General features: G+C 71.8%; 17 protein-coding genes. 9 read left to right on the forward strand and 8 right to left on the reverse strand.

The annotated features are described in order from the left end of the window. Nucleotides 1-193: 193 nt before the first annotated feature. Nucleotides 194-526 carry a hypothetical protein gene (locus tag ACIG36_RS01030; protein WP_399919827.1) on the reverse strand — a complete coding sequence of 111 codons (333 nt, stop codon included), beginning with the start codon at nt 524-526 and terminating at the stop codon, nt 194-196. A 343-nt stretch (nt 527-869) separates the two neighbouring features. Between ACIG36_RS01030 and ACIG36_RS01035 the strand changes: the two genes are divergently transcribed. Continuing rightward, nucleotides 870-1391, forward strand: coding sequence for a universal stress protein (locus ACIG36_RS01035; protein WP_071965807.1), 522 nt, complete (start codon nt 870-872; stop codon nt 1389-1391). A 440-nt stretch (nt 1392-1831) separates the two neighbouring features. Here ACIG36_RS01035 and glmS read toward each other — a convergent pair whose 3' ends face one another. Further along, nucleotides 1832-3652 carry a glutamine--fructose-6-phosphate transaminase (isomerizing) gene (gene glmS / locus ACIG36_RS01040; protein WP_399919829.1) on the reverse strand — a complete coding sequence of 607 codons (1821 nt, stop codon included), beginning with the start codon at nt 3650-3652 and terminating at the stop codon, nt 1832-1834. A 122-nt stretch (nt 3653-3774) separates the two neighbouring features. Continuing rightward, nucleotides 3775-4050, reverse strand: a complete 276-nt coding sequence (locus tag ACIG36_RS01045) for a hypothetical protein (RefSeq protein WP_399919831.1) — start codon at nt 4048-4050, stop codon at nt 3775-3777. Between the two features lie 273 nt (nt 4051-4323). On the opposite strand from ACIG36_RS01045, the gene ACIG36_RS01050 reads away from it, so the two are divergent. Beyond that, on the forward strand, nt 4324-4503 hold the full coding sequence (locus ACIG36_RS01050) for a hypothetical protein (RefSeq protein ID WP_399919833.1): 180 nt from the start codon (nt 4324-4326) through the stop codon (nt 4501-4503). Nucleotides 4504-4553: 50 nt separating this feature from the next. Next, on the forward strand, nt 4554-5306 hold the full coding sequence (locus ACIG36_RS01055) for a hypothetical protein (RefSeq protein ID WP_399919835.1): 753 nt from the start codon (nt 4554-4556) through the stop codon (nt 5304-5306). A 123-nt stretch (nt 5307-5429) separates the two neighbouring features. Here the strand turns inward: ACIG36_RS01055 and ACIG36_RS01060 are convergent, their stop codons facing one another. Genes ACIG36_RS01060 through ACIG36_RS01075 form a run of 4 tightly spaced genes read right to left on the reverse strand, consistent with a single transcriptional unit; the run spans nt 5430 to nt 11178 of the window. Beyond that, nucleotides 5430-6590: an acyl-CoA dehydrogenase family protein gene (locus ACIG36_RS01060; RefSeq protein ID WP_399922096.1), complete on the reverse strand. Its 1161-nt coding sequence runs from the start codon at nt 6588-6590 to the stop codon at nt 5430-5432. 6 nt (nt 6591-6596) lie between these two features. Next, the gene (locus tag ACIG36_RS01065) at nt 6597-7535 is read right to left on the reverse strand and encodes a hydroxymethylglutaryl-CoA lyase (protein ID WP_399919837.1); all 939 of its coding nucleotides are present in this window, start codon (nt 7533-7535) and stop codon (nt 6597-6599) included. Continuing rightward, a complete protein-coding gene (locus ACIG36_RS01070; protein ID WP_399919839.1) occupies nt 7532-9553 on the reverse strand; it encodes a biotin carboxylase N-terminal domain-containing protein in 2022 nt (673 codons plus the stop codon). Before ACIG36_RS01070 ends, ACIG36_RS01065 begins: the two co-directional genes overlap by 4 nt. An 8-nt stretch (nt 9554-9561) precedes the next feature. Further along, nucleotides 9562-11178, reverse strand: a complete 1617-nt coding sequence (locus ACIG36_RS01075; RefSeq protein ID WP_399919841.1) for a carboxyl transferase domain-containing protein — start codon at nt 11176-11178, stop codon at nt 9562-9564. 91 nt (nt 11179-11269) lie between these two features. Between ACIG36_RS01075 and ACIG36_RS01080 the strand changes: the two genes are divergently transcribed. The 4 genes from ACIG36_RS01080 to ACIG36_RS01095 all read left to right on the forward strand — a co-directional run bounded on the left by ACIG36_RS01080 (nt 11270) and on the right by ACIG36_RS01095 (nt 14364). Beyond that, complete coding sequence (locus ACIG36_RS01080) at nt 11270-11884, forward strand: TetR/AcrR family transcriptional regulator (RefSeq protein ID WP_399919844.1); 615 nt, start codon at nt 11270-11272, stop codon at nt 11882-11884. 128 nt (nt 11885-12012) lie between these two features. Beyond that, nucleotides 12013-13170 (forward strand): acyl-CoA dehydrogenase family protein, encoded by a 1158-nt coding sequence (locus ACIG36_RS01085; RefSeq protein ID WP_399919848.1) that lies wholly within the window; start codon nt 12013-12015, stop codon nt 13168-13170. Nucleotides 13171-13185: 15 nt separating this feature from the next. Then, on the forward strand, nt 13186-14073 hold the full coding sequence (gene tesB, locus ACIG36_RS01090; protein WP_399919851.1) for an acyl-CoA thioesterase II: 888 nt from the start codon (nt 13186-13188) through the stop codon (nt 14071-14073). Between the two features lie 66 nt (nt 14074-14139). Then, nucleotides 14140-14364, forward strand: coding sequence for a hypothetical protein (locus ACIG36_RS01095; protein ID WP_399919855.1), 225 nt, complete (start codon nt 14140-14142; stop codon nt 14362-14364). A gap of 189 nt (nt 14365-14553) precedes the next feature. Here the strand turns inward: ACIG36_RS01095 and ACIG36_RS01100 are convergent, their stop codons facing one another. Then, nucleotides 14554-15342, reverse strand: coding sequence for a phosphatase (locus ACIG36_RS01100; RefSeq protein ID WP_399919858.1), 789 nt, complete (start codon nt 15340-15342; stop codon nt 14554-14556). 185 nt (nt 15343-15527) lie between these two features. Here ACIG36_RS01100 and speB point away from each other — a divergent pair, with 185 nt between their 5' ends. Next, nucleotides 15528-16499: an agmatinase gene (speB, locus tag ACIG36_RS01105; protein ID WP_399919861.1), complete on the forward strand. Its 972-nt coding sequence runs from the start codon at nt 15528-15530 to the stop codon at nt 16497-16499. Between the two features lie 168 nt (nt 16500-16667). Beyond that, a complete protein-coding gene (gene kdpB / locus ACIG36_RS01110) occupies nt 16668-18812 on the forward strand; it encodes a potassium-transporting ATPase subunit KdpB (protein WP_399919864.1) in 2145 nt (714 codons plus the stop codon). Nucleotides 18813-18946 lie beyond the last annotated feature (134 nt).

The raw sequence follows: 18946 nt of genomic DNA on the forward strand, positions 1-18946 counted from the left end.
GATCACGAAGCGTTGCACTTGCAGGCCCCGGTGAAAAGTACGCCTCTCGCCCATGCCCACTGTCCGTAGGCGGCAACCGCCCTGCGGGGTCGTTTCCTTGCTGGTCGACCGGCTGTTGGAGGGGTCTTTGGCCAAGCTGTGAAGTTCGGCCCCAACTTGGCTGAAAACCTACGGGTGCAGGCGTGCGAGGGGGTCAGTCGACGGGGGATCCGGCGCCCGGATGACGTCCCCCGCGGTGGCTCCCGCCACCCGTGCGGCCATGCCTGCCGCGGTGCGGAACCGACTGTTCCGAGGAGACCCTGGCGGCCGTGCGCGCGGACTGGCGGAGCAGCGCGTGGCAGACGCAGGTGAGGGCCACCAGGCCGGCCGCGGTGCCGGCCGCGCCGCCGAAGGACTGACCGCACATCAGCAGGACGACGGGGACGAGGGCGCAGCTGAACGCCGCCCAGCGGACCACGTCGCTCACCGGATCGGGGGACTGCCCGTCGGCGCTGTCCTCGCGGGCGTCATCACGGGTTCCGGGCACGAGCGGCTCCCTGCTGGCGGCTGCTGGCGGTCGTACGCGGTACTACAACGGCGGGCCGGGGGCCTGGGTCACTGGGGAGTGGGTACCAGTGAGTAGAGCCGGGGCCATTGCGCTACGCGCCGCGCTCGTGCATGCTCCGGGGAACGCCCGCCGGGGCCCGTCCCCGTGCGGCGACCCCTGGGCAGGCAGCGAGTGTCGCCGTACCCTGGGGGGTAAGCACTTGAAAAGATGAATCCCGGACGGATTCGGCCGTCCATGATCCATCCGAGTGCGCACCCCTCGACAACTCCAACCAGTCCACCGCCGATCCCCTCGACACGAGGCTTCCTTCGCCGAGACACCGATGGCCGGTCACGAATTCTCCGAACCCGCGGACCGCAAGCGGATCGCCGATCAGACGGCGCATCCCGAAGCGGCGGAAGAAACACGTCATTCCTGCGATCCGGCGTTCCAGCACGGCGTCGTGGTGGGCTTCGACGGTTCCATGTCGAGCGAGCGAGCGCTTGCGTATGCAATCGGAATGGCCCGGCGCTCCGGCTCGGGGCTGATCATCGTGCATGTGGCCAACCGGTTGCCGACGACCGTCTGGGCGGGCTGTGAGCCGCCGGTCTTCGTCGATGTCCCCGATCACCGCACCGAGGTGCTGGGCCTGGAGCTGGCCTGCGCGGATTATCTGTCCGAGGTGCCCTGGATCCTGGTGGAACGCGGCGGCGACATCTGTCATGAGCTCGAGGAAGTCGGGCGGGAGTACGCGGCCGACGCGATCGTGGTCGGCTCCACGCACGGCCTGGTCGGCCGGATCTTCGGCTCGGTGGCGGGCCGGCTGGCGCGCCGTGCGCAGCGGCCGGTCGTGGTGATCCCGTAGTCGTGCTTCCGCAGCCGTGATCCCGTAGTGATCCCGCAGCCGTGGTCCCGTAGCGGCCGGGCCGGCTGGACACGTCCCGGCGGAACGTCAACTTCCTTGCGCCGCAGTGCGGATGGCCACGAAAACGGCTTGACAAGCCACCGAAATCTACTGACGCGTAGAGGTGGGGCGCGCCCCGGGCGCGGGTAGGACTTGGGCACGCGACGCTGTCGTGCCGCCGGACGGGAGGTGACGGTTCCCGGGACCGGTGGCGGCACCGCCGGCGCGAGGGTGACGCCGGCACAGGGGAGGCGGTCCTCCCGTGCGCGTGGTGGCACGCACGGGAGGACCGTCCTCTCGGACCTGTCGCGGACAGGTGCGGACAGGTACGAGAGGGCTTGCGGGGCCCGCGCGGGGCGCGGGCCGGGCGGAGTGCGCGGCCGGGAGCCGCTCGCCGCGGACTACTCGACCGTGACGGACTTCGCCAGGTTGCGCGGCTTGTCGATGTCGCGGCCCATGGCCTTCGCCGTGTAGTACGCGAAGAGCTGCAGCGGGATGCCCATGAGGATCGCGTCGAGCTCGTCCTCGTTCTTCGGCACCACGATCGTGTGGTCGGCCTTCTCCTGCTCCTGGTGCGCGACGGCGAGGATGCGGCCGCTGCGGGCCTTGATCTCCTCGAGCGCGGCGCGGTTCTTCTCCAGCAGCTCGTCGTCCGGGACGATGGCGACCGTCGGCATCGCGGGCTCGATCAGGGCCAGCGGGCCGTGCTTGAGCTCGGAGGCCGGGTAGGCCTCGGCGTGGATGTACGAGACCTCCTTGAGCTTCAGCGAGGCCTCGCGGGCCACCGGGTAGCCCCGGACGCGGCCGATGAACATCATCGACTTGGCGTCGGCGTACTCCGCGGCCAGCTTCTCGATCTGCTCCTCGTTCGCCAGGATCTCCTCGATCTGGCCGGGCAGCTTGCGCAGGCCCTCGATGATCCGCTTGCCGTCGGCGACGGACAGGTCGCGGGTGCGGCCCAGGTGCAGGGCGAGCAGGCCGAAGGAGACCACCATGTTGGTGAAGCACTTGGTGGAGACGACGCAGACCTCGGGGCCGGCGTGGACGTAGATGCCACCGTCGGTCTCGCGGGCGATCGCGGAACCGACCACGTTCACCAGGCCCAGCACGCGGGCGCCCTTGCGCTTGAGCTCCTGGACGGCGGCGAGCACGTCGTAGGTCTCACCGGACTGGGACACCGCGATGTAGAGGGTGTCGGGGTCCACGACCGGGTTGCGGTAGCGGAACTCGGACGCCGGCTCGGCGTCGGCGGGGATGCGGGCCAGCTCCTCGATCATCTGGGCGCCGATCTGACCGGCGTGGTACGAGGTGCCGCAGCCGAGGATCTTCACCCGGCGCACGGCGCGGGCGTCGCGGGCGTCGAGGTTCAGCCCGCCCAGGTGCACGGTGGAGAAGCGGTCGTCGATGCGGCCGCGCAGGGCGCGGTCCACGGCGTCGGCCTGCTCGTGGATCTCCTTGTGCATGTACGTGTCGTGGCCGCCCATGTCGTACGACTCGGCCTCCCACTCCACGGTGGTCGGCTGCGCCGAGGTGGAGGAGCCCTCGGTGGTGTACGTGCGGTAGTCGTCGGCGCGCAGGGTGGCCATCTCGCCGTCGTCGAGGGTGACGACCTGACGGGTGTGGCTGACCAGGGCGGCGACGTCGGAGGAGACGAACATCTCCTTCTCGCCGATGCCCAGCACGACGGGGGAGCCGTTGCGGGCCACGACGATGCGGTCCGGGAAGTCGGCGTGGAGGACGGCGATGCCGTAGGTGCCCTCGATGTGCTTGACGGCCTCGCGGACCTTCTCCTCCAGCGTGCCGGCCTCGGAGCGGGCGATGAGGTGGGCCAGGACCTCGGTGTCGGTGTCGGAGACGAAGACGAAGCCCTCGGCGGTCAGCCTGGTGCGGAGGTCGGCGGCGTTGTCGATGATGCCGTTGTGGACGACGGCGACCTTCTCGTCGGCGTCCAGGTGCGGGTGGGCGTTGACGTCGTTCGGCGCGCCGTGGGTGGCCCAGCGGGTGTGGGCGATGCCGGTGGTACCGGCGAAGCGCTTGGGCAGACGCGCCTCGAGCTCGCGGACGCGGCCCTTGGCCTTGGCGGACTTCAGGCCGCCGGCCTTGCCGCCGGCGTGCAGGGCTATGCCGGCCGAGTCGTAGCCGCGGTACTCCAGGCGCTGCAGGCCCTCGAGCAGCAGCGGCGCGACATCACGCTTGCCGATGTATCCGACGATTCCACACATGGATGACCCTCCCAGGTAGACGATCAGTGGCGCTCAGGCAGTGGCGCTCAGGGCGACGACGGGATGGAGAAACGACGAGGCGGCCGTGCGGGGCCGCCTCACCTTCCGTCCCGGCTGCTGGTTCAGCCGTAGACGATGCGGCGCAACTGCCGCAGTGAGAGTTCCGGTGGTGCCACGGCGCGGTGCGGCAGCTCGGCCGCGATCCGCTCGAAGATCTCCGTGTTGTTCAGTCCGCCGGACTGCAGCTCGCGATGGCGGCGGCGGACGAACTCCTCGGTCGTCTCGTCGAAGTACGCCAGCACGTCGAGGACCACCCGGGCGGCCTCGCCGCGCTGAAGCGGCGTGCTGCGCACCAGGTGGTCGACGAGGTCGTCATGGGACATGCGGCGTTCGAGCACCCGTTGATATTGAGGGCTGTGGAGGGCTTTCGCAAGAATCCTGCCCGATTTCGGGCAGGACGGGGACTGAATGTGAGGTAAATCAGCCAGAAAGGCCCGAAGATCGCCCGATTCGGTGGCGTGATCCCGGTGTATCCGCCGCGTCAGGGATGCGACAACAGAAGGTAAACGATCTTGATCGCTGTACGGACACCGACAAATACTCCTCGCATGATCTTCTGGTGACCGCGCGCACCGACCGTCATGGAGTGATCGCAAGTGAAGAAGGCACACATGAGCACACCGCGTAACCCGTCCACCGGTCTCGTGATCGGTCTGGCGGCCTTCAACGCGGCTCTCACCACGTTCGCCGCCGCGGTGACGTGGCGGAGCGGCCCGGCCCCCTGGGGGGCGGCGGCCGTGATCTCGCTGGTCCTTCTCCTCGTGGTCGTTCCCGGACGCCGGAAGTCCTGACCCGGCCGGGAGCCCACCGGCTCGCCGGCGTGCACAAGCAAGGAACCCAAGTGAAAATCTCGCACCGTCTTGTCTCCGCGGCTGTGATCGGCATGACGCTCGTGGGCACGACCGCCTCGCAGGTCCAGGCGATGTCCCTCAGCGCGCCCGCCGTGACGGCGACCCCCCAGGTCCTCTCCCCGGAGCTGTCCTCCTTCAAGGACAAGGTGCAGAACTTCGCCGACCAGGCGAAGCTGCTCAAGGACGAGCAGGCGCGGAAGTGGCTCGACCGCTTCAACGCCGACGTCAAGAAGAACAAGGTCCGTACGCACCTGCCCGCCGGAGCCTCGCTGCAGGCCGAGGCCGCCTCGGTCTACCGCCTCGACAGCGGCAACACCCAGGTCTCGCTGCCCATATCCGGGCAGGTCCGCGGCGCGAGCGTCAACGCGGTCTACGACTCCAAGGGCAAGCTCGTCGAGACCCTGGAGATGCAGCTGACGCACGACGAGCGCACCGGTCACGCCCAGGTGTGGCGCGACGGTACGCGCATCGCGTCCAAGACCATCACCGCGGCCGAGCTGCCGAAGGACATGCCCGCCGAGGCGAAGGCCGACAACCCGGCCCTGCGCGGCTTCAGCTGGAAGAAGCTCAACAACTGCCTCGCCTCCGCCGGTGTCTCCGGCTGGACGCTGGCGCTCCTCGGCACCGCCTGCGGCGCCGTCTGCGCGGGCACCATGGGCGCCGGCTGCGTGCCGTGCCTGACCGCCGCCGGCGGCCTGGGCGCGGGCACGGTGTGGTTCTGCGTCGGCAAGGCCACCAGCTGATCACGCCTGTCCATGACGGAACCGGGCCCGCTTGTCCTCAATTGCGGTGAGGGCAAGCGGGCCCGGCCCGTTCCGGGAGTCTAGCCGGGGCGGCCGGAGCCGCCCCGGCCGTGCCGGCGGGCGTCAGCCCTCGAGCCCCAGCTCGCGGGCGATGAGCATGCGCTGGACCTCGCTCGTGCCCTCACCGATCTCCAGGATCTTGGAGTCGCGCCACATGCGGGCCACGGGGTACTCGTTCATGAAGCCGTAGCCGCCGTGGATCTGGGTGGCCTCGCGGGCGTTGGTGACCGCGATCTCGGAGGAGTAGAGCTTGGCCAGCGCCGCCTCCTTCTTGAACGGCTCGCCGTGCACCAGCCGGGAGGCGGCGTCGCGCCAGGCGATGCGGGCGGTGTGGGCACGCATCTCCATGTCCGCGATCTTGAACTGGATGGCCTGGTTGGCGCCGATCGGCCGGCCGAAGGCCTGACGGGTCTTCGCGTACGACACCGACTCGTCCACACAGCCCTGGGCCAGGCCCGTGGCCAGGGCGGAGATCGCGATCCGGCCCTCGTCCAGTATCCGCAGGAACTGGGCGTAGCCGCGGCCCTCCTCGCCCAGCAGGTTGGCGGCCGGCACCCGGACGTCGGAGAAGGACAGCTCGCGGGTGTCCGAGGCGTTCCAGCCGACCTTGGAGTAGGGGGCGGCGACGGTGAAGCCGGGGGTGCCGGAGGGGACGATGATCGCGGAGATCTGCGGCCTGCCGTCGGGCTTGCGACCGGTGACGGCGGTGACCGTGACCAGGCCGGTGATGTCCGTGCCGGAGTTGGTGATGAAGCACTTGGTGCCGTTGATCACCCACTCGCCGGTGGTCTCGTCGAGGCGGGCCGTGGTGCGGGTGGCGCCCGCGTCCGAGCCGCCGTCGGGCTCGGTCAGGCCGAAGGCGCCGAGTATCTCGCCGGAGCAGAGCCGGGGCAGCCACTCGCGCTTCTGCTCCTCGGTGCCGAAGCGGTAGATGGGCATCGCGCCGAGCGAGACGCCCGCCTCGAGGGTGATCGCCACGGAGGAGTCCACCCGGGCGAGCTCCTCGAGGACCAGCCCGAGGGCCAGGTAGTCGCCGCCCATCCCGCCGTACTCCTCGGGGAAGGGCAGCCCGAACAGGCCCATGCGGGCCATCTCCCGCACGATCTCGTACGGGAATTCGTGCCGCTCGTAGAAGTCGCCGATCTTGGGGGCGACGACGTCGTGCGCGAACTCCTCCACGGTGCGGCGGAGTTCCTCGTGCTCGGGGGAGAGACGGTGGTCCAGCATGGCTTACGGCTCCTGGTGGGAGAGGGCACGGACGGTGCGGGACGGGCTGGGTCGGCCCAACTGGCCTGCCATCCACACGCTTGTGGCGGTGAGACGGCCGAGGTCGACCCCGGTGGTGATCCCGAGGCCGTCGAGCATCCAGACGAGGTCTTCGGTGGCGAGATTGCCCGTGGCGCTCTTCGCGTACGGGCAGCCGCCCAGGCCGCCGGCGGAGGCATCCACGGTGCTCACGCCGTGCCGGAGGGCGGCCAGGGTGTTGGCGAGGGCCTGGCCGTAGGTGTCGTGGAAGTGCACGGCGAGGCGCCCGGCGGGCACGCCCGCCTCGTCGAGCGCGGCCAGCAGCGCCGCGACGTGGCCGGGGGTGGCGACGCCGATGGTGTCGCCGAGGCTGAGCTCGTCACAGCCCAGGTCGAGCAGCCGGCGGCTGACGCGGACCGTCCGCTCGATGGGCACGGCGCCCTCCCAGGGGTCGCCGAAGCACATTGAGAGGTAGCCGCGCACCCGCAGCCCGGCCTCACGGGCCGTCGCGACGACGGGCGCGAACATCTCCAGCGACTCGTCGACGGTGCGGTTGAGGTTGGCCTTGGCGAACGACTCGGTGACGCTGCCGAAGACGGCGATCTCGCGGGCGCCCAGGGCCAGCGCGCGCTCGAGCCCGCGCTGGTTGGGCACGAGGACGGGCAGGCGGGCCCGTACGTCGTCGAGCATCGGCAGCAGCTGCTCGGCGTCGGCCAGCTGGGGGACCCACTTGGGGTGGACGAAGCTCGTGGCCTCGATGGTGCCCAGGCCCGCGTCGGCCAGGCGGCGGACGAACTCCGCCTTGACGGCCGTCGGCACGACGGCCTTCTCGTTCTGCAGGCCGTCGCGGGGGCCCACCTCGTGGATGCGGACGTGGGTGGGCAGCTCCGGGTCGGGCACGGCCATGGGCAGTCCGTCGATCATGACTCCTCCAGGGGCGCGGCCGGGGTGACGACGGCCAGGACCTGGTCCATCGCCACGGTGGTTCCGGCGCTCACATCGAGCTCGGTGACGGTGCCGGCGTGCGGGGCGGCGATGACGTGCTCCATCTTCATCGCCTCCACCACGAGCAGGCTCTGGCCTGCCGCGACCTCGTCCCCGACGGCCGCCTTGACGACGGTGACCGTGCCGGGCATGGGCGCGGTGAGAGCGCCCGCGTGGGCGGCTGCGGTGCCGCCGGCGAGGGCGGCGCCGACGGGGTCGTGCGGGGTCAGGTGCCAGGCGTCGCCGTCCCTGCCGAGCCAGGTGCCCCGGGGCCCCTCGGCGACGGCGAAGGCGTGGGTGAGGCCGTCGAGCTCGAGGGCGGCCCGGCCTTCCCGGGCGGGCAGCGGCCTCGCGCCGACCGGACCGGCCTCGCCGACGGCCACCTCGCCGCCGCGCACGCGGACCGTCACCGGAGCCTGGCCCGGGACGCGGAAGTGGTGCGGCGTCCAGGCGGGGGTGCCGCCCAGCCGCCAGGCGCTCGGGACCGAGAAGGGGTCCGTCCACTCGCCGCTGCCGGCCTGCTGCCCGGACAGCTCCGCCTGGGCGTGCAGCGCCCCCGCCGCATAGACCTCCTCCGGCACCGCCTGCGGCACCAGCGACGCCGCGTCGCGATCGACCAGGCCGGTGTCCAGGTCGCCGGAGACCACGTCCGGGTGGGCCAGCAGGCGCCGCAGGAAGCCGATGTTGGTGTCCACGCCCAGGACGGTCGTCGCGGCCAGCGCCGCCCGCAGGCGCCGCAGCGCGGTGGCCCGGTCGGGGCCGTGCGCGATCACCTTCGCGAGCATGGGGTCGTACGACGTGCCCACCTCGCTGCCGAGCGAGAGGCCGGAGTCGACCCGTACGCCCTCGCCCGCCGGCTCGTCCAGCGCCAGCACCGTGCCCGCCGAGGGCAGGAAGTCGACCCGGTCGCCGCTCACCCGCGCCGTCTCCGCGCAGACGCGGGCCTCCACCGCGTGGCCGGAGAACCTCACGTCCTCCTGGGACAGGCCGAGCGTCTCGCCCGCGGCGACGCGCACCTGCCACTCGACCAGGTCCAGCCCGGTGATGAGCTCCGTCACCGGGTGCTCGACCTGGAGCCGGGTGTTCATCTCCATGAAGTAGTAGGAGGAAGGGTCGTCGCCGGGGACGATGAACTCCACCGTGCCCGCGCCCGCGTAGCCGCAGGCGCGGGCGGCCTGGACCGCCGCCGCCCCCATCGCCGCGCGCGTCGCCTCGTCCAGCAGGACGCTCGGCGCCTCCTCGATGATCTTCTGGTGGCGCCGCTGCAGCGAGCACTCGCGCTCGCCGAGATGGACGACGTTGCCGTGGCCGTCGGCCAGCACCTGTATCTCGATGTGCCGCGGCCGGTCGACCCACCGCTCGACCAGGAGCGTGTCGTCGCCGAAGGAGCCGCGGGCCTCGCGGCGCGCGGCGGCGATCTCCTCGCCGAGCAGCGCCTCGTCGCGCACGAGCCGCATGCCCTTGCCGCCACCGCCGGCCGACGGCTTCAGCAGCACCGGCATCCCGATCTCCCGCGCGGCCTCGATCAGCCGCGCGTCCGTCAGACCGCTGCCCGAGGAGCCGGGGACGACGGGCACGCCCGCCGCGCGGACCGTCTCCTTGGCGCGGATCTTGTCGCCCATCAGCTCGATCGCCTCGGCGGGCGGGCCGATGAAGGCGAGCCCGGCATCGGCGCAGGCGCGGGCGAAGGCGGCGTTCTCGGCGAGGAAGCCGTAGCCGGGGTGGACGGCCTGGGCGCCGGTGCGCGCGGCGGCGGCCAGGAGCCGCTCCACGGACAGATAGCTCTCGGCGGCGGCCGCCGGGCCGATGCGTACGGCGGTGTCGGCCTCCCGGACGTGCCGGGCGTCGGCGTCGGCGTCGCTGAAGACGGCGACGGAGCGGATGCCGAGCGCACGCAGCGTACGGATGACCCGTACGGCGATCTCGCCCCGGTTGGCGACAAGGACAGTCTCGAACATGCTCCGCCTCACATCCGGAAGACGCCGTAGCCGGGTTCGCCCAGGGGGGCGTTGGCACAGGCGGTCAGGGCCAGGCCCAGCACCTGCCGGGTCTCCAAGGGGTCGATGACGCCGTCGTCCCACAGCCGGGCGGTCGCGTAGTAGGCGTTGCCCTGGGTCTCGTACTGCTCGCGGATGGGGGCCCGGAAGGCCTCCTCGTCCTGCGTGCTCCATTCCTCGCCGCGTGCCTCGAGCTGGTCGCGCTTGACCGTCGCGAGCACCGAGGCGGCCTGCTCGCCGCCCATGACCGAGATCTTGGCGTTGGGCCACATCCACAGGAAGCGCGGCGAATAGGCCCGGCCGCACATCGAGTAGTTGCCCGCGCCGTAGGAGCCGCCTATGACGACCGTCAGCTTCGGTACGCGGGTGCACGCCACGGCCGTCACCATCTTGGCGCCGTGCTTGGCGATGCCGCCCGCCTCGTACTGCCGGCCGACCATGAAGCCGGAGATGTTCTGCAGGAAGACCAGCGGGATGCCGCGCTGGTCGCACAGCTCGATGAAGTGGGCGCCCTTCTGGGCGGATTCGGAGAACAGGATGCCGTTGTTGGCGACGATGCCCACGGGGTGGCCGTGGATGCGGGCGAAGCCCGTCACCAGCGTCTGCCCGAACTCGGCCTTGAACTCGGCGAAGCGCGAGCCGTCGACGAGGCGGGCGATGACCTCGCGCACGTCGTAGGGCGTCCGCGAGTCGACCGGCACCACGCCGTACAGACCGGCGGGGTCGGCCTTGGGCTGCTCCACCGGCTCCACCGGCCAGGGCAGCGGGCCCCGCTCGGGGAGGGTGGAGACGATGGTCCGGACGATGCGCAGGGCGTGCGCGTCGTCCTCGGCGAGGTGGTCGGTGACGCCCGACACCTTCGAGTGAACCTCGCCGCCGCCCAGCTCCTCGGCCGTGACGACCTCGCCCGTCGCCGCCTTCACCAGCGGCGGGCCGCCCAGGAAGATCGTGCCCTGGCCGCGCACGATCACGGCCTCGTCGCTCATCGCCGGCACATAGGCGCCGCCGGCGGTGCAGGATCCCAGGACCGCCGCGATCTGCGGGATGCCGGCGCCGGACATCCGTGCCTGGTTGTAGAAGATCCGCCCGAAGTGCTCGCGGTCGGGGAAGACCTCGTCCTGCATGGGCAGGAAGGCGCCGCCGGAGTCGACGAGGTACAGGCAGGGGAGCCGGTTCTCCAGCGCGACCTCCTGGGCGCGCAGGTGCTTCTTGACCGTCATCGGGTAGTACGTGCCGCCCTTGACGGTGGCGTCGTTGGCGACGATCACCGTCTCGCGGCCGGAGACGCGGCCGATGCCGGCGATGACGCCCGCGGCCGGCGCGGCCCCGCCGTACATGCCCTCCGCCGCCAGCGGGGCGATCTCCAGGAAGGGCGAACCGGGATCCAGCAGGGCGTCCACCCGGTCGCGCGGCAGCAGCTTGCCGCGCGCGGTGTGCCGCTCGCGCGCCCGCTCGCCGCCGCCCAGCCGCGCCGCGGCCAGCCTCTCCCGCAGCCCCGCCGCCAGCTCGCGGTGCGCGGCCTCGTTGGCGCGCCAGGCGTCGGACGCCGGATCTGCGGCGCTCCCCAGCACCGGTGCCTGCTGCATGTACTCGAGCTCCCTTGCTCAGTTAATGAGCGTTAACACATTGTGGTTTCAGGTTAACGACCACTAACGCCGCTGTCTAGAATTGATTTTTGTGAACGACGCAGCCACCAGCACCCGCCCCGCTCCGCCCACGCGACGCGAGCAGATCCTCCAGGAGGCCGCCCGGCTCTTCGCCGAGCGCGGCTTCCACGGCGTCGGGGTGGACGAGATAGGAGCCGCTGTCGGCATCAGCGGCCCCGGGCTCTACCGCCACTTCGCGGGCAAGGACGCGATGCTGGCCGAGCTGCTGGTGGGCATCAGCGGCCGACTGTTCGCCGGTGGCCGGAAGCGGGTCGCCGAGGCCGCCGAGGCCGGCGCGGGCCCGGCCGCGGTGCTCGACGCGCTCATCGACGGGCACATCGACTTCGCGCTCGACGACCGGGCGCTGATCACCCTCCACGACCGCGAGCTCGGCCAGCTCCGCGACACCGACCGCAAACTGGTGCGTTCGCTGCAGCGTCAGTACGTGGAGCTGTGGGTGGAGGTCGTCCGCCGCCTGCACCCGGGTGCGGCCGAGGCCGAGGCGCGGGCGGCCGTCCACGCCGTCTTCGGGCTGCTGAACTCCACTCCGCACCTCGGCCGCCCCGGCGCCCTGCCCAGCCGGGCGGCCACGGCGGCCCTGCTGCGCCGGCTCGCGCTGGGGGCGCTGGCGGCGCTCTCCTCCTGAGCCGCCGGCGGTCCGCCCGCCGCCGGACCGTCGCGATCACGCCGAAAGGATCTGGACAGCGCCACTACCTGCCGGTAGCTTCGCTGAGCAAGCGCTTATACAGCCCGCAGCCGGGAGGGGAAGCAGCCATGCGGCGCACCGTCTTCAGCGAGGACCACGAGGCTTTCCGGGACACGATCCGCGACTTCATCGCCGCCGAGGTCGTCCCCCACTACGACGAATGGCGCGAGGCGGGCGTCGTGCCGCGCGACTTCTACCGCAGGCTCGGGGCGCTGGGCGTCCTCGGCATCGAGGTCCCCGAGGAGTACGGCGGCGCCGGCCAGAGCAGCTTCAAGTTCCAGGCCGTCATCACCGAGGAGTGCGCCCGCGCGGCCGTGAGCTTCGGCGGCGCCGGCGTGCACACCGCCCTGTGCCTGCCCTACCTGCTCGCCTACGCAACCAAGGAGCAGAAGCGGCGCTGGCTGCCGCCCTTCGTCTCCGGCGACATGATGACCGCCATCGCCATGACCGAGCCCGGCACCGGCTCCGACCTGGCCGGCATGAGGACGACCGCGAAGCTCTCCGAGGACGGTACGCACTACGTCCTCAACGGCGCCAAGACCTTCATCACCGGCGGCGTCCAGGCCGACCGCGTCCTGGTCTGCGCCCGCACCGCCCCGCCCACCCCCGAGGACCGGCGCGGCGGCATCTCCATCCTCGTCGTCGACACCGCCTCCGAGGGCTACGCCGTGGGCCGCAAGCTGGACAAGCTCGGCCTGCACACCTCCGACACCGCCGAACTCTCCTTCACCGACGTCAAGGTGCCGGTCGAGGACCTACTCGGTGAGGAGGGCAAGGCCTTCACCTACCTCACGCACAACCTGCCGCAGGAGCGCCTGGGCATCGCCTTCAGCGCCTACGCGCAGTCGGCCGCTGCCGTCGCCTTCGCCCAGCGGTACGTCGAGGACCGCACGGTCTTCGGGCGGACGGTCGCGTCCTTCCAGAACACCAAGTTCACGCTCGCCGACTGCCGGTCGGAGGTCGACGCGATGCAGGCGGTCGTGGACCGGGCCCTGGAGGCGCACGACGCGGGCGAGCTGACCGCCGCCGACGCCGCCTCCGCCAAGCTCTTCACCACCGAGCGCGCCGCCGTCGTCATCGACAAGTGCCTCCAGCTGCACGGCGGTTACGGCTACATGATGGAGTACCCCATCGCCCGCCTGTACGCGGACACCCGCGTCAGCCGCATCTACGGCGGCACGAGCGAGGTCATGCGTTCCATCATCGCCAAGTCGATGGGCCTGTAGGGGCGGCCGACACCGATGAACGAGCCACTCACCCCCCTCGACGACCTCCTCGGCCTGCTCGACCTCGAGCCCATCGAGGAGAACATCTTCCGCGGCGCCGCCGGCCGCGCCACCATCGTCCCGCGCGTCTTCGGCGGCCAGGTCGCCGCGCAGGCGCTCGTCGCCGCCGGGCGCACGGTTCCGGCGGACCGGCAGGCCCACTCGCTGCACTCGTACTTCCTGCGGCCGGGCGACCCCGAGGTGCCCATCGTCTACACCGTGGACCGCATCCGCGACGGGCGCTCCTTCACCACCCGCCGCGTGGTCGCCGTGCAGCACGGGCAGCCGATCTTCCACCTCTCCGCCTCCTTCCAGCGCGAGGAGGAGGGGATGGAGCACCAGGAGCCGATGCCCGGTGCGCCGGATCCGCTCACCCTGCCCACCGCCGCCGAGATGCTGCCCGGTTACGCGGACCTGCTGGGCGGTCCCGACGCCGTCGAGCGCATCCTGGAGGCCCGTGACGCGGTGGACCTGCGGTACGTGGACGAGCCGCCGTTCGCCAGCGTCGGCGAGCGGCGCGAGCCCAAGTCGCAGGTTTGGTTCCGGACGAACGGCAAACTGGCCGACGACCCGCTGCTGCACGTCTGCCTGGCCACCTACGTCTCCGACATGACGCTGCTGGACTCCGTGCTGCTCGCCCACGGGCGCGGCGGCTGGGCCGTGGGCGACGTCGTCGGCGCGAGCCTGGACCACGCGATGTGGTTCCACCGGCCCTTCCGGGCCGACGAGTGGCTGCTCTACGACCAGGAGAGCCCCACCTCCCAGGGCGGCCGGGGCCTCGCGCGGGGCCGGATCTTCACGCAGGACGGGCAGTTGGCCGTTTCCGTCATCCAGGAGGGTGTGATCCGCGTGCCGCGCGGCTGACCGCTTACCCTCTTGGGGTCGGTCAGCGCCTGGAGGGGGAACGAAGTGGCACGCAGTCGGGCAGCCATGAGCAATGCGGTGCGGGGGCTGCTGATGGCCGGCGGAGTGGCCGTGATCGCCGCCGGAGTCGTCTTCCTGTTCTTCGGTCATGCCCGGGTCGTCGAACTCACCGGCAGCGCCAGGGTGATGTCCGGCCTGGGTCTGAGGGCGGCCGAAGCCGCCGTGCTCTACGGCGGCTCCTGGCTGGCCGTCAAGGGATGGAACGGCCGCTGGGGCAAGCAGGAGGCCTAGGGGGTGTCCGATGGGTCGGCACGGGCCCTGCGGCGCCCGGCACGGCGCCTCGCCGCGTTGTCGCATCAGCCAAGGACGCCCAGTCCGAGGCCGATGCTCCGCCTTGCGATCCACCGCACCGGACACCGCAGGACCCGCGCCGACCCATCGGACACCCCCTAGGGCCTGTCCGATGGGCCGGCGCGGTCCCTAGGCCTGCGGCAGCCCCGCCGCGCTCAGCAGGTACGCCGTCATCGGCTCGTAGAAGCGCGGGTCGGCCACGTGGTCGTCCAGCGGCACCGCCACCTGCAGGGTGCCCTCGGACTCGGCGAGGAAGAGGGCCGGGTCGTTGCAGTCCGCGAAGCCCACTGCGTCGATGCCGCGCTGCGCGGCGCAGCCCGCCCAGCCGTGGTCGGCGACGACCAGCTCCGGCAGCGGCCTGCCCTCCCGCTCCAGGGCGTCGAGGATCGCGGCCATCGGGGCGGGGGAGTGCGTGTGCCAGAGGGTGGCCCCCCGCTCGTACACGGCCACGTCCGCGACCTGGTGGACCGCGCCGTCGTCCGCCCACAGCCCGGTGGGGACGGAGACGATCTCGCAGCCCGCCGCCCGCAGCGCGGCGGCCGTCATGCGGTGCACGTCCAGCAGCCCGCCCGGGTGGCCGGTGGCGAACAGCACCCGCTTGCCGTCCTCCGCCGCCTTGTGCAGCAGGGTCGCCGCCCGCTCCAGTGCGGCCACCGTCAGCTCCGGGTCGATCGTGTCCTGGCCCATCCGGTGCTCGAGGTCGTCGCTGACCCCGCAGCGCTCCGCCATGACGGCCAGCACGTCCTGCTCGTCCCGCCACCGGTCACCGAGCTCCACACCCAGCCAGTACAGCCGGTCGCCCTGGGCCAGCCTGCGGTAGTGGTCGAGGTTGTTCTCCCGGGGAGTGGCGACGTTCCCCGCGATGCGCGTACGGACGAGGTGATCGATCAGTTCGGTACGGCTGGGTGGTATCGGCATGGGCTCATTCTCCCCCGGGCGCGCGCGATGGACGTGGTGTCCATATGGCCGGACGGACCCTTCACTTCCGTACATGTGCGGAATCCGCCTCCCTGCCTACCCTCGGGTACGTCCCACAGCGGCCGCCCGACGTTGACGCGACCGTGACCCGTCGGCGCCCCGTCCGTGATCCGAGAGGCCCCAGCATGAGCACCCCCGCCCCCCGTGAACCGCGCGGCCCCGTCGACTCCTCCCGCATCCCGCGCTACGCGGGCCCGGCGACCTTCGCCCGGCTGCCCCGCCTCGACGAGGTCGGCACCGCCGACGTCGCCGTCGTCGGCGTGCCGTTCGACACCGGCGTCTCCTACCGCCCCGGCGCCCGCTTCGGCGGCAACGCCATCCGCGAGGCCTCCCGCCTGCTGCGCCCGTACAACCCGGCGCAGGACGCCTCGCCCTTCGCGCTCGCGCAGGTCGCGGACGCCGGTGACATCGCCGCGAACCCGTTCAACATCGACGAGGCCGTCGAGACCATCGAGGGCGCGGCCGACGACCTGCTGGCCACCGGTGCCCGCATGATGACGCTGGGCGGCGACCACACCATCGCGCTGCCGCTGCTGCGCTCGGTGGCCAAGAAGCACGGCCCCGTCGCCCTGCTGCACTTCGACGCGCACCTGGACACCTGGGACACCTACTTCGGCGCCGAGTACACCCACGGCACGCCGTTCCGCCGCGCCGTCGAGGAGGGCATCCTCGACACCTCCGCGCTCTCCCACGTGGGCACGCGCGGCCCGCTGTACGGCAAGAAGGACCTCACCGACGACGAGAAGATGGGCTTCGGCATCGTCACCTCCGCCGACGTCATGCGGCGCGGCGTCGACGAGATCGCCGACCAGCTGCGCCAGCGCGTCGGTGACCGGCCGCTGTACATCTCCATCGACATCGACGTCCTGGACCCGGCCCACGCGCCCGGCACCGGCACGCCGGAGGCCGGCGGCCTGACCTCCCGCGAGCTGCTGGAGATCATCCGCGGTCTGTCCTCCTGCAACCTGGTCTCCGCGGACCTGGTGGAGGTGGCCCCGGCGTACGACCACGCCGAGATCACCTCCGTGGCGGCGTCCCACGCCGCCTACGAGCTGACGACGATCATGTCCCGGCAGATCGCCGCCGCGCGCGGCTGATCGCGGAGCGGGGCGGCCCGGCGGTTCCGGCAGCGGCGTAAAGACCGCGTAAGTCCGGGCCGCGGTCGCGACAAGGGCCCGTAAGGACACGGCCACGGGGCGTGCCCGGACGGTTTGCTGAGGCGGTCATTCCACACCGCCCGCGAACCGTCGAAGGCCACCCCGCTGATGCTGCATCTGGCGCCCGAAGCACCCCGACAGGACGTCGCCCCCTCGCCCCGGGGCCGGGCCGGCAGGCGCCGGCACCGGCGCGTGGAGGGCGGGCTCGTCGACCCCCGGCAGATGATCGCCTGCTTCCCGGAGGCGCTGCGCAAACTGCACCCCCGGGTGATGGTCAAGTACCCGGTGCTCTTCGTGGTCGAGGTGGGGTCCGTCCTCACCACGCTCTCCGCCGTTCTCGACCCCTCCGTCTTCACCTGGCTGATCAGCGTCTGGCTCTGGCTCACCGTGGTCTTCGCCAACCTCGCCGAGGCCGTCGCCGAGGGCCGCGGCAAGGCCCAGGCCGAGACGCTGCGCCGCACCCGCAGCACCACCGTCGCGCGCTGCCTGCGCACCTGGCGGGTGGGCATGGACCGGCGCGACTGGGAGGAGGAGCGGGTCCGGGCCGGTGACCTGCGGCCGCACGACTTCGTGGTCGTCGACGCGGGCGAGGTCGTCCCCGGCGACGGCGAGGTCGTCGACGGCGTCGCCGCGGTGGACGAGTCGGCCATCACGGGCGAGTCCGCGCCGGTCATCCGGGAGTCCGGAGGGGACCGCGCCGGTGTCACCGGCGGCACCCGGGTGCTCTCCGACCGGATCATCGTCCGGATCACCTCACGGCCCGGCAACACCTTCCTCGACCGCATGATCGCCCTGGTCGAGGGCACCAGCCGGCAGAAGACCCCCAACGAGCTGGCGCTGAACATCCTGCTCGCCTCGCTCACCGTGATCTTCATCCTGGCCGTGGTCTCGCTCCAGCCCATGGCCGGCTGGTCGGGGGCCCCGCAGAGCATCACCGTGCTCGTCGCCCTGCTCGTCACGCTCATCCCGACCACCATCGGCGCCCTGCTCTCCGCCATCGGCATCGCCGGCATGGACCGCCTCGTCCAGCGCAACGTCATCGCCCTGTCGGGCCGGGCCGTCGAGGCCGCCGGTGACGTCGACACCCTGCTGCTGGACAAGACCGGCACCATCACCCTCGGCAACCGCCAGGCCGCCGCCTTCGTCCCCGTCAAGGGCGTCGCCGCCGAACTCCTCGCCGACGCCGCCCAGCTCGCCTCGCTCGCCGACCAGACGCCCGAGGGCCGCTCGGTGGTCGAGCTCGCCGAGCGGTACGGAATCCACCACTCGGGTGCGGACTTCGCGCACGGGCGCTTCGTGCCGTTCTCGGCCGAGACTCGGATGAGCGGCGTGGACTTCGCCTTCGAGGGCGACTTCTGCCGCATCCGCAAGGGAGCCGGCAGCGCGGTCCTGGAGTGGGTCGGCCGGCGCGGCGGCCATGTGCCCGAGGACGCCCGGTGGATCGCCGACTCCATCGCCGCCGGCGGCGGCACGCCGCTGCTGGTCGCCATCGAGGATCCCGAGGGCGTCCGGATGCTGGGCGCGGTCCACCTCAAGGACGTCGTCAAGCCCGGCATCGCGCAGCGCTTCGCCGAACTGCGGGCGATGGGCATCAAGACCGTCATGGTCACCGGCGACAACCCGCTCACCGCCAAGGCCATCGCCGCCGAGGCCGGGGTCGACGACTACGTGGCCGAGGCCACCCCCGAGGCCAAGCTGGCCCGCATCCGCCAGGAGCAGGCCGGCGGCAACCTCGTCGCGATGACCGGGGACGGCACCAACGACGCCCCCGCCCTCGCCCAGGCCGACGTCGGCGTCGTCATGAACACCGGCACCTCGGCCGCCAAGGAGGCCGGGAACATGGTGGACCTCGACTCCAACCCCACCAAGCTCATCGAGATCGTCGAGGTCGGCAAGCAGCTGCTCATCACGCGCGGCGCGCTCACCACGTTCTCCATCTGCAACGACGTCGCCAAGTACTTCGCGATCGTCCCCGCGATGTTCGGCGGCGTGGCCGGCTACGAGGGCCTGGAGAAGCTCAACATCATGGGCCTGCACAGCTCCACCTCGGCCATCGCCTCGGCGATCATCTTCAACGCCCTCGTGATCGTCGCCCTCATCCCGCTCGCACTGCGCGGGGTGCGCTACGCGCCCTCCTCCGCACACGCCCTGCTGCGCCGCAACCTGAGCCTGTACGGGCTGGGCGGGCTCGTCGCGCCCTTCATCGGGATCAAACTCATCGACCTGCTGATCCAGTACATCCCGGGAATCTGACCCATAGCCCCCGGGGCTCCGACCCGCCGCGTCCCGGAGCCCCGGGCCCGTCTTTACGCGTACCTGACCGGCCACTTTTGTTGCGGCGGGATGAAATCCGCAGCCCAGGGCGTTGGGGCCTTCCGTCAGAACAG

The organism is Streptomyces sp. NPDC053048 (assembly GCF_044547045.1).
Classification (GTDB): domain Bacteria; phylum Actinomycetota; class Actinomycetes; order Streptomycetales; family Streptomycetaceae; genus Streptomyces.

What these genes read in the sequence shown, in the direction of transcription:
- ACIG36_RS01065 (WP_399919837.1), bottom strand. Translation starts at nt 7,535, where the DNA reads ATGATCGACGGACTGCCCATGGCCGTGCCCGACCCGGAGCTGCCCACC.
- speB (WP_399919861.1), top strand. Translation starts at nt 15,528, where the DNA reads ATGAGCACCCCCGCCCCCCGTGAACCGCGCGGCCCCGTCGACTCCTCC.
- kdpB (WP_399919864.1), top strand. Translation starts at nt 16,668, where the DNA reads ATGCTGCATCTGGCGCCCGAAGCACCCCGACAGGACGTCGCCCCCTCG.
- ACIG36_RS01085 (WP_399919848.1), top strand. Translation starts at nt 12,013, where the DNA reads ATGCGGCGCACCGTCTTCAGCGAGGACCACGAGGCTTTCCGGGACACG.
- ACIG36_RS01035 (WP_071965807.1), top strand. Translation starts at nt 870, where the DNA reads ATGGCCGGTCACGAATTCTCCGAACCCGCGGACCGCAAGCGGATCGCC.
- ACIG36_RS01100 (WP_399919858.1), bottom strand. Translation starts at nt 15,342, where the DNA reads ATGCCGATACCACCCAGCCGTACCGAACTGATCGATCACCTCGTCCGT.
- ACIG36_RS01050 (WP_399919833.1), top strand. Translation starts at nt 4,324, where the DNA reads ATGAGCACACCGCGTAACCCGTCCACCGGTCTCGTGATCGGTCTGGCG.
- glmS (WP_399919829.1), bottom strand. Translation starts at nt 3,652, where the DNA reads ATGTGTGGAATCGTCGGATACATCGGCAAGCGTGATGTCGCGCCGCTG.
- ACIG36_RS01075 (WP_399919841.1), bottom strand. Translation starts at nt 11,178, where the DNA reads ATGCAGCAGGCACCGGTGCTGGGGAGCGCCGCAGATCCGGCGTCCGAC.
- tesB (WP_399919851.1), top strand. Translation starts at nt 13,186, where the DNA reads ATGAACGAGCCACTCACCCCCCTCGACGACCTCCTCGGCCTGCTCGAC.
- ACIG36_RS01095 (WP_399919855.1), top strand. Translation starts at nt 14,140, where the DNA reads ATGAGCAATGCGGTGCGGGGGCTGCTGATGGCCGGCGGAGTGGCCGTG.
- ACIG36_RS01070 (WP_399919839.1), bottom strand. Translation starts at nt 9,553, where the DNA reads ATGTTCGAGACTGTCCTTGTCGCCAACCGGGGCGAGATCGCCGTACGG.